Here is a 13,744-nt window from a genome sequence, read left to right on the forward strand (position 1 = left end):
CCTTGGCCGTCAGACACCTCAACGGTGAAACTGTCTGAGCCGTTGTAATCGTCGTTCGGGGTGTAGGTCCAGTTACCGTCGGTATCTACCGTCACTGAACCGTTAGTCGGATCGCTACCTTTGTTGAAGGTCAGCTCGTCGCCATCAACGTCAGTTGCGTTCAGTTTGCCGCTGACTGGCGTATCTTCTGGGGTTTCAACTGAGATGTCGTCACCAAGCGGCGCGCCATTACTGTCAACGATTTCAGGATCGTCGTTCGCTGGTGTCACGCCAATATTTACGGTGATCGTGTCCGTACCACCTTGGCCGTCAGACACCTCAACGGTGAAACTGTCTGAGCCGTTGTAATCGTCGTTCGGGGTGTAGGTCCAGTTACCGTCGGTATCTACCGTCACTGAACCGTTAGTCGGATCGCTACCTTTGTTGAAGGTCAGCTTGTCGCCATCAACGTCAGTTGCGTTCAGTTTGCCGCTGATTGGTGTATCTTCGTCAGTAGTGACCTCAAGGTCAGCACCAATAGGTTGGTTGTTTAAATCGACAAAGATTGGTTCAAAAATATTGAACTGTTCGAGCAGAGTAAGACTTTGCGTTTCTGATAAACCCAAAGATTGCAAACCACTTGTTTCAAAATTGGTGTCCGCGAGCAACTCTACGCCAGTTCGGTCGATTGTTCCGCTTGCTTGCAGACTAGAGCCATTATTTTGACCTGCGGCTGGTGCAAAGTCTTCATCTAGCAAGGTAGGATCTTGGCCCGCTTCTAATGCCCCGATGATCTGAGCAACATCATCAGAAACATCTCGAATTCCGTCTTCATTTACAACTTGTACCTGAAAACCATCTGACTTTGCCTCATTCTTAGCAATGATAACTTCCCCTATTAAGGGCTGCTGGTTCTCATTAAGGACTTTTAATTGCCCATCCAAACCTATTACAACGAGTTGCTCACCAAGTGATACCAAGGTTGTACGTTCCATCTAAACCCCTAACCGAAAGTTACGCCAATATTTTGACTAATAATAATGATTTGACATATTTTGCCTCATAATATAACGCAATAACAGTAATTTAACACCAATTTATAACGTTCAGGTCACATATTGTGTATGCTACTCACCAAGACAACAATGCGAAACCAATTGCATTTATTTAAAGAACAACATTCTCAAAAACGCTTTAAAAGAGTGATTCCCGTTCAGAATAACCAACGCTTGCACTTAATAATTAATAATTAATAATTTTTTACCGTCACTACGCTATGTGGATGAATTGTAAGGTTGATTATGCACTGCGTTGTGCGTTAAATTATTGACGCCCATGGAGACATCTCATTTATAAGAATTATTTTTGTCTCTGACATTACTTTATTTAGGAGAATCACAGTGAAGTGGACTCATGCCAACGCCTTTTGTTTAGGTGTACTCACCGCTAGCCCTGCTTTAGGGCAAACTTTAGAGCAAGCGGTTGAAAACACGCTTAAAACTAACCCTGACATCAAAAGCGCGTACAATGAATACGTGAGCAAGTTGTATGTGAATAACGCCTCGAGCGGTGCATACCTTCCATCTGTCGATCTCGACGCAGGGATCGGGTATGAGGGTATCGATCCCGCAGAACAAAGAGACTCAACCGATCTAACTCGCAAAGAAGCAACGATTACTTTGTCTCAATTAATTTGGGATGGTTCAGCAACGCTGAATGACATCGAACGCACAGCAGCCGATGCAGAATCTGTTCGCTATCAATTACTTGCTGACGCACAAGATACTGCACTAGAGGTCACGAACGTGTATTTAGATGCGGTAAAAGCATACGAAATTTTAGCGCTTTCAGAAAGCAACTTGAAAGTTCATAAAAAAATCTATCAAAATGTTAAAAAGCGCGTCGACTCCGGTATCGGCTCTACCGTAGACTTAACTCAGGTAGAAGCACGTTTAGCAAAAGCTCACGGTAATCTTGCCGCTGCGCAAAATAACCTGTTTGATAGCCATATAATGTTCACTCGTATTGTTGGTCAATCTCCCCAAGGACTCATTTTTCCAAGAGCAGATCAAAACTTCATCCCATATACGGTTGATGATGCGATCAACTTGGCATTTAATTCCCACCCAGTAATCAAAATATCTATCGCAGACGTCGACTCAGCAAAGTTTCAATACAAGCAATCAAAAGGGACTTACTACCCAACGATTTCGCTTGAAGCGGCTCAGACATGGCGTGATGACGCCGGTGGCTTTGAAGGCCAAAGCGATGAAACCACCGCAATGATTCGAATGCGCTACAATCTGTTTAACGGTGGTAGTGATGTAGCTAATGCTGAGAGTTTTGCATACCAGTTAAATAAAGCAAAAGATTTACGTGAACGCGCCTATCGTAATGTCGAAGAAGGACTACGGTTGTCGTGGAACGCATTGGCTCTGACGCTACAGCAAAAAGAATTCCTCTCTGATCACGTCGACTACACATCAGAAACAGTCATTGCCTATGAAAAACAGTATCGGATTGGCAAACGAACTCTCCTTGACTTGCTCAACACGGAAAATGAATTGTTCCAAGCAAGAAAAGATTACATAGATGCAAAATACGGTGAACAGTATGCGAAGTATCGAGTCATGAACGCGACGGGACAATTATTAAACGCCCTGCGTGTTGACGTACCAACAGAGTGGAATCAGAAGGTGGAGTACTAAGCATGGATGCAATTAAGATTCTATTAGCTTTAGGGGTTATGGCAACGGCATATCCGGCAATAGCGCAGGAGGAATACGACTACCAGCCAGCACCAACTGCGGAGCAAATTGCAGATTTGATGGATGATGATAGTGATGGTGTCATCAATACGCGTGACTTATGTCCAGGCACGCCAATCGGTTCAGAAATCGACAATGATGGTTGTGGTGAATACATTAAGTCTTCAGAAAAAATGCAGGTAAGAGTTCTCTTTGCCAACGATTCCGATCAAATCGAACCTGTATTCCAGCGCCAAATCCGCGAACTTTCCGACTTTCTTAAAGAGTACAAAACCACCACTATCGAACTTCGCGGCTATGCAAGTAAAACTGGGGGAACTGATCACAACCAAGCACTTTCAGAGCGTCGTGCCAAGAATGTTCGCCAAATGCTGTTAAATTATGGTATTGCAGCCAAGCGTGTGCGAATTATCGGCTTTGGAGATACACGCCTTGCTACTGCAGGAACCGACGAAGTAAGTCATGCTCTAAACCGCCGTGTCACCGCTTCTGTCATCGGCTACAAAGGTGAGGTCAAGAAAGAGTGGTCTATATTTACCACTCTTCCAAAAAGTTAGTGCAAGGAGCTTCGGCTCCTTTTCTTTTTCAAGCTCCGCTATCCGTATTATGCTTTAGAAATCGGCGCTTTAGTGCTAATCTAACCACGTCATAACAATGAGAGTTTTGAAATGAGCAAACTTACATCAGATATCCAAGCAAACTTAGATCTTTTCGTTACTGAAACTAAACAAAACCAATTGGTTTGGGGTCTGCGTAATGAAGAAGGCTGGCTATCTTGCGATTCAACTGAATTCGAAAACAGCGAAGTCATGCCTTTCTGGTCGACTAAAGAAGATGCAGTAGCACATAATGTTGAAGAATGGGCCGACTTCAAAGTCCTAGAAATTCCACTTGATATCTTTGTAGAAGATTGGCTTCTAACTCTTGCTGAAGATGGTGTTCTTGTTGGTACTAACTGGAATGCGCAGCTAGAGGGTAAAGAAATGGAACCTCAAGATTTAGCTAAGCTTTACATCGACTAAACATCTAGGGCCTTTGCGATCACTGCGAAGGCCTACCTTTTCTTAATTTCGCTTCAAGATCGACAGAGCGGATCGTTTTTGTCAACCCCACCACAATTCCTCTCGACTTTTGTCATCTGGCACAACATATCATTGGTATATAATACCGAATCAAACGTGATAATAAGAATATAAGGTTACATCACTATGCGTCCCCTACTCTCTTTGCTTGCTTCATTACTTTTATTCAACCAAGCAAACGCAAGTGACTCACAACGCTTCACCCAATGGCATTCCGTTTACCAATCCACCATTAAAACGAGTAGTGAATCTGCATTGGCCATGCTTCAAGACCGATACCACACTGCTAATACAAATCATGAAAAATTGTATGTGAGTGGGATGATTTATGAGTACATGTCGAACATCAATCAACCATACTACGGTAGCAGTCAAGTGCTTGGTAACCGCTTTGCAAAACTGGAATCAAAGTACATCCTTGCGCTCTCAGAATATAAAAAGGGTAATTACGATACCTCTGTAAATATTTTTACCTCATTACGGGAAAACGCTAAACAGTATTCTGACGTTGAAAGTACCGCACTGATGAATTTTCATTTGTGTTACATACTCAATCGACAAGGGCAATATCACAAAGCAAACTTCTATTGCTCCTCACTTGCGAATCACTTAGAGGACAATCATTATGAAGGTTTTCCTGAAGATCTTGCAATGCGTGTCATCGCCAATAACTATGATTTTCGAGGCGAGTATGAGACGGCATTACAGCTATATCGCCGCTTACTTAAAGAAATGCCATCACAGAGTGACCCAACTGGTGTCTATAATGATGTTGGTGTTTTGCTTATTGAATTAGGCCAGTTTGAACAATCTGAGCAATATCTCATTCAAGCGTTACTTGCTCGTCAACTGGATGGGAGGCCAAGAGAGGTGGCGCAAGTTGAGCACAGCCTCGCCACGATGTATAGCAAGCAAAATGAACTAGACAAAGCGATCACCCACTATAAAAACGTAATGACGATCCTTGAAAAGCATAACCACCCTTATGGACTTGGCTTAACCTACTTAGGTTTAGGTTCTGAGTATGTAGTATCTGGGGATTTTAAAAGTGGAGTACCTTACATAAAGAAAGCACTTGAGCTTGGAAAGCAGCATAATAACAAACGATTACAAATAGAAAGCCACCTAGCTGCTGGTGAAGCTTACCTGATGCACGGTATGGTGGACCTGGCAATCGAACACGGCAAGGCTGCTTTGACGTTAGCTCGCGAAAACTCAACAAATGCTCTACAAGCGAAAGCGCAACTTCTACTGTCTCATGGCTACCGCCAGACAGAAGATCTTTCATCCGCCCTCTTTCACTTTGAGAATTACGTTACCCTTGAGTTAGCAACCCGAGATAGCAACAACATCAAAGCGATTGAAGCACTAGACCTAACAAAAAAGGAATATGAGTACGAACTTCAGCTCACCAAAATAGCGAATGAACGTAATCTAAAATTACTTGAGTTCAGTGAATTTAACGAACAGAAACGCGCCTATATCTTTGTGATATTTTGTTTGTTGACGCTGCTATTAGCTATCTTCTATGTACAACGAAAAACGCGTAACAAATCGCTCTTAGATAGCCTAACGGGTTCACTCAATCGCAGTGCGATAATCGATAAAATCAAGGCTCAATGCTATCAATGTACTGATGATATGCGCTACGTTTTAGTGTTATTGGATCTAGACAACTTTAAGCTGATCAATGATAACTTCGGTCACCCAACAGGGGATCTTGTATTAAAACAGGTTTGCAAAGCACTTCGATCTAAGCTCAATAAAGGTGAATACTTGGGTCGGTTAGGTGGTGAGGAATTTGTTCTACTATTGAAGAACGTTGACGATATTGATGTGCAATTTCGTGTACATAGTCTACACAAAACGATTTCAGAGAAGCCGATAAAAACGAAAACAAATCAATTACTCAACGTTACGGCAAGCTTGGCCTATATTTCGACATCTAAAGCTCTAACTAACTTTGATGAGCTTTATGCGATTTTAGACCAAGCTTTATATCAGGCGAAGAAGAATGGCCGTAATACCATTGTTGACGCCTATAACGAACCTATTGATCTGCCAATTACTGCTTTTTAAGCAACGACTGCATGACAACATTTTTATTGTTTAAATAATCATCTAAACCCGCTTTGCGTAAATCGCATGACGGACAGTCGCCACAACCGTCACCAATGATGCCGTTGTAACAAGTAAGCGTATTCTCACGCACCAGTTGCAAGGCATCATACTGATCAGCCAATGCCCAAGTTTCGGCTTTATTTAACCACATTAGTGGCGTTTTGATTTCAAATTGACGATCCATCCCCTTAACTAGCGCGCTGTTCATTGCTTTAACAAATTCATCACGGCAATCTGGGTAGCCACTAAAATCGGTCTCACACACACCTGTAATCACCGTTTCTGCACCAATTTGGTATGCGTAAATACCCGCTAAAGTTAGGAATAATATATTACGGCCAGGTACAAAAGAGTTTGGCAAACCGTTTTCTTGTAACTCATGAGAGACAGGAATATCATCACGCGTCAATGAACTGATTGCCAACTCATTGAGTAACCCAACATCCATCACTTTGTGTGCAGCGACACCCAAATCTTTCGCTAATCTTTCAGCAACTTCAATCTCTAGTTTATGACGTTGACCATAGTCGAATGTAATGGCGTGAACTTCATCAAACTCTTTCAACGCCTGAACTAAACATGTTGTAGAGTCCTGCCCACCACTGAAAACAACAACCGCTTTTTTCATTTTATTCTCCAAGCTTAAGCAATACTTAAGTATTTATGAGTTTGAATCGACAAACGCCAGTTGCGAGCAACACACGTATCGATACACAGTTGTGTTGCGCGAGACTTTTGGCTGATTGGTTGAAGCGCAATGATGGTTTTCATTGATACCTTCGCAGAGGTAAGCAACACATCCAATTGGTCAATGTCTTTTTGAGTGCCAACCGGATGCTTAATTTCATTTGCACGCTCTAACGCACTTTTCAGTACAGGAAGCTTACCCTTCATTGCTACTTTTGGTGACACCGTCACCCATGTGTTTTCAGAAGTCAAAACTTCCGATGTGCCACTTGTTTCAATTTGGCACTGACAACCCATGGCTTCAAACGCCGCCGTGAGTGAACGTAAGTCGTAAATGCACGGCTCACCACCAGTGATGACGATATGCTTCGCGTTAAAACCTTGTTTTTTATATTCTTCTACGATGTCATCGGCAGAGGCTAAACACCACGTTGGTGAATCTTCCATTTTCACTAAGATGTCACCTATCTGACGCTGATCTTCCGCTTCCGCATACCAAGTTTGTTTCGTATCACACCAAGAACACCCCACTGGGCACTCTTGCAAGCGCACAAAAACTGCAGGTACACCAGTGAAAACCCCTTCCCCTTGGATGGTTTCAAACATCTCATTTAGCTTATACAACGCAGCACTCACTCCACTCATTATACTTTGAGGCGAAGACATTAATAGAGAGGCGCACTCAGGTCAATTTAAACCAAAAATTAAATGTTAAAATGGGTCTTTTTGTAGTTTCATACGCAGGTTTCCCATTTTTAAAGGTAAGTAATGATGTACAAACTGATCGCCCTCGATATGGATGGCACGTTGCTAAACAGCGATAAAATAATTTCAGAAGAGAACAAACAAGCCATCGCTAAAGCACGCGCAGCGGGTGTTACTGTTGTTCTCGCTTCTGGTCGCCCACTTGAAGGGATGCAAGATAAGCTCGATGAACTGTGCATTGATTCAGATAAAGATTTTGTCTTGTACTACAACGGCTCAATGGTAAAGAACATTGGCACCAATGAAATTATTCATCAACAAATTATCGATGGTAAGGCGGCAAAGAAGATCGCACGCAACGCACAAGAGCTTGGCGCATTCGTGCATGCATTCAGTCAAGAGCATGGATTAATCACCACAGAAAACAACCCTTACACTGATATCGAAGCAAAAATCAATGGATTAGAAATTACTGAGATGAACTTCGAAGCATTGGAAGACGATCACCCAATCATTAAAGCAATGATGGTTGCCGAGCCTAATACGCTGAATGATGTGATTGCTGCGCTGCCTACTGAACTACGTGAAGAGTTTACCGTCGTACAGAGTGCCCCATTTTTCCTTGAGTTCCTTAACCCTTTAAGTAACAAAGGCATTGGGGTTGCTGCTATTGCTGAATACCTTGGTATTAAAGCCGAAGAGGTAATTTGTATGGGTGATGCTGAGAATGATCACCACATGCTGCAATACGCAGGTCTTGGTATAGCGATGGCAAATGCAATGGCAGAAACGAAGCAAATCGCAGATTACATTACTGAAAGTAATGATGATCACGGTGTTGCTAGGTCGATCGAAAAGTTTGTGTTAAATCCATAACGGACAGGGTTTTAAGCTCAATAAAAAGCCTCGCATTGACGAGGCTTTTTGGTTCGTTGATATTACTCAGTTCTATTGTCTCTCGTTAGTTTCTTCGCCAAAGTCATGAACAGTAACATCAGTATTGGGTAGTGTAACGTTTTAAACACGAGTGACCAAAAACCACTAAATGACACCATTGATACTGAATATAAATACAATTGATCAACCAATAACAATACCAATATCACGAACAGCATCTGACGGCGATCAAACCTTGCTGAGGTATTCTTAAAAGCCAAGACCAATGCAGATGTGGTAATAATGATGGCCAACCAACTAACAAACACAGGTAGAGGCCAAAGAATGGAGAGTACCGCTGTAATTATGGTCATGGTGAACCAAACGCCTTTTGAACTCAGCAATTGATCGACATTTATGTCAGGCTTGGCTTCCAATCGCAGCACATGCCAAGCGACTAAAACACCTAACACCGCGCCAATCATCATATCCAGAATAAATGCCGTACCCAAAAAGAACTTACATGCCATCACAAACAAAGTTACAACGCTGACACATAGTGTTTCTCGGTTAATACCAAAACGCTGCGTCTTTTGGAAGATGAAGGTCACCACACAGGACCAGATCGCGATTGGCAGACTTGGGAAACTAAAACCAAAACTGTGAGTAAGTTCTGCAATGGGCGTATAAACATGCGGCCTTGGCAAAGCAAAGCCTTGCTGTGCGACTAACACCATCAAAGAGGTAGCCGTCAGAGCAAAAAACAGGCGATAAACAAAGCCAATACCGAATCGCATCATGACAAAGGGAAATAAAAACAGTAAAAATGTGGGATTAGTTAATCCGGTCACTAACTTCGCTATCTCACATGCGGTAGCGCGACTGTTTTCTGAGAAAGAGCTAGCCCAAGTTTGTAAATCAACCATCCAAGTCAATTCTAACTGCCTAAATGAAGGTGCTGATTCAATCAACTGGTTGACGTACACCACGGATTGATCCGTCGCATCATTGTAAAAGCGAAGAATGTCATTCCACTGTGATGGATAGCGGTACAGCGAAGCAATTAATTCATTAGGAGGTAATAACATCGCAGACGCAATTTCTACCCCATAATGTGGAGCAAACCACGTTGGGAGCTCATTGGCACCTAACGCATTTTCCATAGAAAACGCGATCACATCCGAATCAGATGCACAATCATAGAAAATTGCCGTGTCTGTTCGTCCAAGCTCTTCACCTACGGTGACAACCAGTCCCGTCTCTTCCCATGTCTCTCTTTGTGCCGCTAGTTGGGGGGATTCACCTTCTATAATGGTTCCGCCAGGTAATGAAATTCTGTCCGTTAATACTTCATGTACGAGTACAATTTTGTCGTCGACACGAACAATACAAAGGGCACCTTTCAAACTGTCGGATGAAGGATTTGCTATCGCAAAAGGGGCGACCAGAAATGAAAGAAAATATAGGACAAGAATAAATAGCGGTCTCAGCACAAAAAATACAACCTTAAAAAATGATCGCCAGTATGGTTCTGACAAAAAAAAGACACAACCCGAAATACAGTGCGAGATTTTGCCAGTTATATTAATTTGCTGTCAAAAGTAATTACGTCGATCCCTTCCATTCTCATTGTTAATACAACGTTTGCTAAAGGACCTAGGTTTGGGATTGGATAGATAAACATGTTATAAGTAGCACCTATCACGTCACACTTATCACTTGTTGAGTGACTTTCTTAACCAGTGGATATGATGACCAAAACCATGTTTTTGATACAGTGCAATTGCCGTTTGGTTAAAATCCCATACTTCGACAAACATCTGTTTTACACCATAATCAAGAAACGTCGCTTCCATCTTATCTATCAAGGCTTTCGCGGCCCCCTGCTTACGATAATCGGGTAATACGTATAACTCATCAACACTACCCATCAAGACAGGTTTACTTACGGTAGAGATCAATTCACAGAAGTGACCTGAAATAAAGCCGATGATTTCATCTTCATCCTTTGCTACAAAGACCAAGCACTCCGGATTATCAAGATAACGAGCAATGCTTTTTTCTTGCTCAATCTCTTCTGCCGTTTTGAACAGCTCTGGAGATTGCAGGTGGTGTTCATCATGCAGTTCAAACATAAGGTCATTGAGAGACTCTAGATCGTTGAAACAGGCGGGTTTGATAACAAGTGTCGACATAGAAAGAATTCCTGAACAAGAACCCGCATAGTGTGTTATCAAATATGATTTATGGCAAGCAAGATTAAGAGAAAAGCCCCGAATACCAATACGATGCGGGGCGCGAACAAATATAATATTAACGACCTAACTAACGCTTGAGTACCCTTTCGATTTCACTCAAACTACTTGGGTCATCAATCGTAGAAGGAATTGCGTACTTCTCACCATCAGCAATTTGACGAATGGTACGACGTAAAATCTTACCCGAGCGGGTTTTTGGCAATCGATCCACAACCAATGCATGTTTGAAGCAAGCCACCGCACCAATCTGACTACGAACCTTACCGACCAACTCTCCTTCCAGAGTTAACTCATCCACTTTAATGCCGTCTTTTAACACCACAAAACCAAGCGGCAATTGGCCTTTCAGCTCGTCATGGATACCGACAACCGCACACTCGGCAATCGCAGGGTGCCCACCGACAATTTCTTCCATTTCGCCCGTTGATAAGCGGTGCCCAGCTACGTTAATGACATCATCGATACGCCCCATAATAAATAGGTAACCATATTCATCAAGGTAACCACCATCTCCGGAAACGTAGTAACCGGGAAACTGGCTTAAATATCCTGTTTCAAATCGGTCATGATTACGCCATATCGTCGGTAAACAGCTGGGTGGTAACGGCCGTTTCAAAGCGACGAAGCCTTGTTGATTTGCTGCAACAGGAAGCCCAAGTTCGTTAAGGATCTCTACCTGATACCCAGGGATAGGCTTCGTTGCCGAACCGGCTTTTACTGGCATCATCTCAATACCTGTCGGGTTACCTGCGATAGCCCAGCCCGTTTCGGTTTGCCACCAATGATCGATGACAGGTTTATTTGTTTTGGACTCCACCCACTCCAATGTTGGAGGGTCTAAGCGCTCCCCAGCCATAAAGATGGTTTTCAGCTTTGATAAATCATACTGCTTGATGAACTCGCCATCTGGGTCCTCTTTCTTTATTGCTCGAAACGCTGTTGGCGCAGAGAACAACACATCAACGTTGTATTCATCGCATACTCGCCAGAAAGCACCTGGATCTGGCGTACGAACAGGTTTACCCTCAAATAGGACGGTTGTACAACCATGAATCAATGGTGCGTACACAATATACGAGTGTCCTACAACCCAACCAACGTCCGAAGCAGCCCAAAAAACACCATCCTGATGCACATCATAAATAGAGGTCATTGAGTACTTCATCGCAACCGCATGACCACCGTTATCACGTACAACTCCTTTCGGCTTACCTGTTGTTCCCGATGTATATAGGATGTACAGCGGATCGGTCGACAATACAGGTACGCAAGCGTGCGGCAACGCACTGTTGTATTCTTGCTGCCAATCTAAATCGCGTTCTAAATTCAGCTCTGCCTCACATTGAGGACGCTGCAACACAAACACTTTTTCGGGCTTCCATCGGCTATCCATAATGGCTTGATCAACGAGCGGCTTGTACGGAATGACTTTGTTAACTTCAACCCCACAAGAGGCCGTAAGAATGACTTTTGGCTCTGCATCTTCGATCCGAACCGCAAGTTCATTGGGCGCAAACCCGCCAAATACAACAGAGTGAATCGCGCCTAAACGTGCGCACGCCAACATTGCCATTGCTGCCTCTGGGATCATTGGCATATAAATGACCACTCGATCGCCTTTCCTCACTCCTTGGCTAGATAGCATCCCTGCCACTTTCGCAACTTGGTCACGCAACGCTTTGTAACTGTAGCTTTGCTTATTGCCTGTCACTGGTGAGTCATAAATCAGCGCGGTTTTGTCCCCTCTGCCTTGCTCGCAATGGTAATCCAGTGCGAGCCAAGAGGTATTAAGCACACCATCAGGAAACCAACGTTCAATTCCATGTTCATCAGCATTTAAGATGGTATTTGGCGCATCAAACCAGTCGATATTCTCTGCCTGGGATCGCCAAAAGGCTTCTGGCTCCGTCTGTGCCCAAAGGTATTCTTTCTGATATGCAGACATATTGCATCCTCCAGTATGTCCTGAGGTTGAATTTCAGCTATAAATTATCCAAAGACAGTGGAGGGTACACGTACAAAGCCCTCCATAAGTATTCTCGCACTGCGACTCATGGTGGCTTTCTCTACCACCCAGCCTTGATCGGTTTCTTTCGCTTTCGCACCGACTTTCAGCGTGCCCGATGGGTGGCCAAAGGTGACTGACTCTTTATCACCACCACCTGCTGCTAAGTTTACCAAGGTTCCCGGAACACAAGCTGCTGATGCAATGGCCACTGCCGCCGTCCCCATCATTGCGTGGTGTAATTTACCCATAGAGAGCGCACGCACCAGGACATCCACTTCTCCAGCGGCTACCGGCTTGCCACTCGAAGATAAATAATCTTTTGGTTTCGATACAAACGCGATTTTAGGCGTATGCTGGCGAGTTTGCGCTTCTTCTAATGACGTAATCAGCCCCATTTTGAGTGCCCCGTGAGCTCGGATTGACTCGAACATCGCCAATGCGACTTCATCGTTGTTGATGTCATCTTGCAATTCTGCACCCTGATAGCCTATCGAATCAGCATCAACAAATATCGTTGGTATACCCGCATTGATAAAGGTGGCATTGAAAGTACCGACATTCGGTACCATCAAATCGTCGACTAAATTCCCGGTTGGGAACATGCTGCCTTCACCATCCGCAGGGTCGACGAAATCCACTTGAATTTCTGCCGCAGGGAAAGTCACCCCATCTAGCTCGAATTCCCCAGTTTCTTGTACAAAACCGTTCACTACTGGCACATGAACCAAAATGGTTTTACTGATATTCGCTTGCCATACTTTCACTGTTACGATGCCATTTTCTGGTATGCGGTCTTGAGGGATAAGTCCCGAGTGAATCGCAAACGGCCCCACTGCTGCTGATAAATTTCCACAGTTGCCACTCCAGTCAACGAATGGCTTATCGATGGATACTTGGCCAAACAAGTAGTCGATATCGTGGTCCTTCTGAGTGCTGCGGGAAACAATCACAGCTTTACTCGTACTTGACGTAGCGCCGCCCATTCCATCGATTTGCTTTGCATAAGGATCAGGGCTGCCAATCACGCGCAGCAATAGATTGTCTCGCTCTTTGCCTGCGACTTGTGCCTCCGATGGCAAATCCTCTAAGTTAAAAAATACGCCCTTGCTCGTCCCACCGCGCATATACGTTGCTGGCACTTTTATTTGGCTTTGTACTGCTTTTTCCATTTTGTTTATTCTCCTTATTGCGCCAAAAAGTCTTGTGCAAAGCGCTGTAGTACCCCGCCCGCTTGGTAGACATGCACTTCATCGGCCGTGT

General features: G+C 43.8%; 12 protein-coding genes. 5 read left to right on the forward strand and 7 right to left on the reverse strand.

Going from position 1 to position 13,744, the window contains the following annotated elements:
- The coding region (locus ACVA54_RS19020) for an Ig-like domain-containing protein (RefSeq protein ID WP_446649861.1) at positions 1–974 on the reverse strand (974 nt) is incomplete at its 3' end.
- 405 nt (positions 975–1,379) lie between these two features.
- Here ACVA54_RS19020 and ACVA54_RS19025 point away from each other — a divergent pair.
- From ACVA54_RS19025 to ACVA54_RS19040, 4 genes are all read left to right on the forward strand, one after another.
- Positions 1,380–2,687: a TolC family outer membrane protein gene (locus tag ACVA54_RS19025; protein WP_099081197.1), complete on the forward strand. Its 1,308-nt coding sequence runs from the start codon at positions 1,380–1,382 to the stop codon at positions 2,685–2,687.
- 2 nt (positions 2,688–2,689) lie between these two features.
- Positions 2,690–3,304 (forward strand): OmpA family protein, encoded by a 615-nt coding sequence (locus ACVA54_RS19030; RefSeq protein ID WP_446649862.1) that lies wholly within the window; start codon positions 2,690–2,692, stop codon positions 3,302–3,304.
- Positions 3,305–3,415: 111 nt separating this feature from the next.
- Positions 3,416–3,769 (forward strand): DUF2750 domain-containing protein, encoded by a 354-nt coding sequence (locus ACVA54_RS19035; RefSeq protein ID WP_099081199.1) that lies wholly within the window; start codon positions 3,416–3,418, stop codon positions 3,767–3,769.
- 186 nt (positions 3,770–3,955) lie between these two features.
- On the forward strand, positions 3,956–5,908 hold the full coding sequence (locus tag ACVA54_RS19040; protein WP_446649863.1) for a diguanylate cyclase: 1,953 nt from the start codon (positions 3,956–3,958) through the stop codon (positions 5,906–5,908).
- On the opposite strand, the gene queC is transcribed toward ACVA54_RS19040, so the two are convergent.
- The gene (gene queC, locus ACVA54_RS19045; RefSeq protein ID WP_099081201.1) at positions 5,895–6,578 is read right to left on the reverse strand and encodes a 7-cyano-7-deazaguanine synthase QueC; all 684 of its coding nucleotides are present in this window, start codon (positions 6,576–6,578) and stop codon (positions 5,895–5,897) included. The two genes, ACVA54_RS19040 and queC, sit on opposite strands and share 14 nt — an antisense overlap.
- 14 nt (positions 6,579–6,592) lie before the next feature.
- Entirely contained in the window at positions 6,593–7,243 is a 651-nt protein-coding gene (gene queE / locus ACVA54_RS19050) for a 7-carboxy-7-deazaguanine synthase QueE (RefSeq protein WP_172438208.1), read from the reverse strand.
- 165 nt (positions 7,244–7,408) lie between these two features.
- Between queE and ACVA54_RS19055 the strand changes: the two genes are divergently transcribed.
- Entirely contained in the window at positions 7,409–8,218 is an 810-nt protein-coding gene (locus ACVA54_RS19055; RefSeq protein ID WP_446617779.1) for a Cof-type HAD-IIB family hydrolase, read from the forward strand.
- A 62-nt stretch (positions 8,219–8,280) separates the two neighbouring features.
- On the opposite strand, the gene ACVA54_RS19060 is transcribed toward ACVA54_RS19055, so the two are convergent.
- From ACVA54_RS19060 to prpF, 4 genes are all read right to left on the reverse strand, one after another.
- Positions 8,281–9,711, reverse strand: coding sequence for a bifunctional NUDIX hydrolase/phosphatase PAP2 family protein (locus tag ACVA54_RS19060; protein ID WP_446619651.1), 1,431 nt, complete (start codon positions 9,709–9,711; stop codon positions 8,281–8,283).
- Positions 9,712–9,933: 222 nt separating this feature from the next.
- A complete protein-coding gene (locus ACVA54_RS19065) occupies positions 9,934–10,413 on the reverse strand; it encodes a GNAT family N-acetyltransferase (protein ID WP_099081204.1) in 480 nt (159 codons plus the stop codon).
- Between the two features lie 130 nt (positions 10,414–10,543).
- On the reverse strand, positions 10,544–12,421 hold the full coding sequence (locus ACVA54_RS19070; RefSeq protein ID WP_446619650.1) for a propionyl-CoA synthetase: 1,878 nt from the start codon (positions 12,419–12,421) through the stop codon (positions 10,544–10,546).
- A gap of 44 nt (positions 12,422–12,465) precedes the next feature.
- Positions 12,466–13,653, reverse strand: coding sequence for a 2-methylaconitate cis-trans isomerase PrpF (gene prpF / locus ACVA54_RS19075; RefSeq protein ID WP_099081206.1), 1,188 nt, complete (start codon positions 13,651–13,653; stop codon positions 12,466–12,468).
- Between the last annotated feature and the right edge of the window lie 91 nt (positions 13,654–13,744).

Source organism: Vibrio sp. PNB23_22_6 (assembly GCF_052877535.1).

Coding starts and splice junctions, on each gene's coding strand:
- ACVA54_RS19070 (WP_446619650.1), bottom strand. CDS start 12,421: ATGTCTGCATATCAGAAAGAATACCTTTGGGCACAGACGGAGCCAGAA.
- queE (WP_172438208.1), bottom strand. CDS start 7,243: ATGTTTGAAACCATCCAAGGGGAAGGGGTTTTCACTGGTGTACCTGCA.
- ACVA54_RS19035 (WP_099081199.1), top strand. CDS start 3,416: ATGAGCAAACTTACATCAGATATCCAAGCAAACTTAGATCTTTTCGTT.
- ACVA54_RS19030 (WP_446649862.1), top strand. CDS start 2,690: ATGGATGCAATTAAGATTCTATTAGCTTTAGGGGTTATGGCAACGGCA.
- queC (WP_099081201.1), bottom strand. CDS start 6,578: ATGAAAAAAGCGGTTGTTGTTTTCAGTGGTGGGCAGGACTCTACAACA.
- prpF (WP_099081206.1), bottom strand. CDS start 13,653: ATGGAAAAAGCAGTACAAAGCCAAATAAAAGTGCCAGCAACGTATATG.
- ACVA54_RS19040 (WP_446649863.1), top strand. CDS start 3,956: ATGCGTCCCCTACTCTCTTTGCTTGCTTCATTACTTTTATTCAACCAA.
- ACVA54_RS19065 (WP_099081204.1), bottom strand. CDS start 10,413: ATGTCGACACTTGTTATCAAACCCGCCTGTTTCAACGATCTAGAGTCT.
- ACVA54_RS19055 (WP_446617779.1), top strand. CDS start 7,409: ATGTACAAACTGATCGCCCTCGATATGGATGGCACGTTGCTAAACAGC.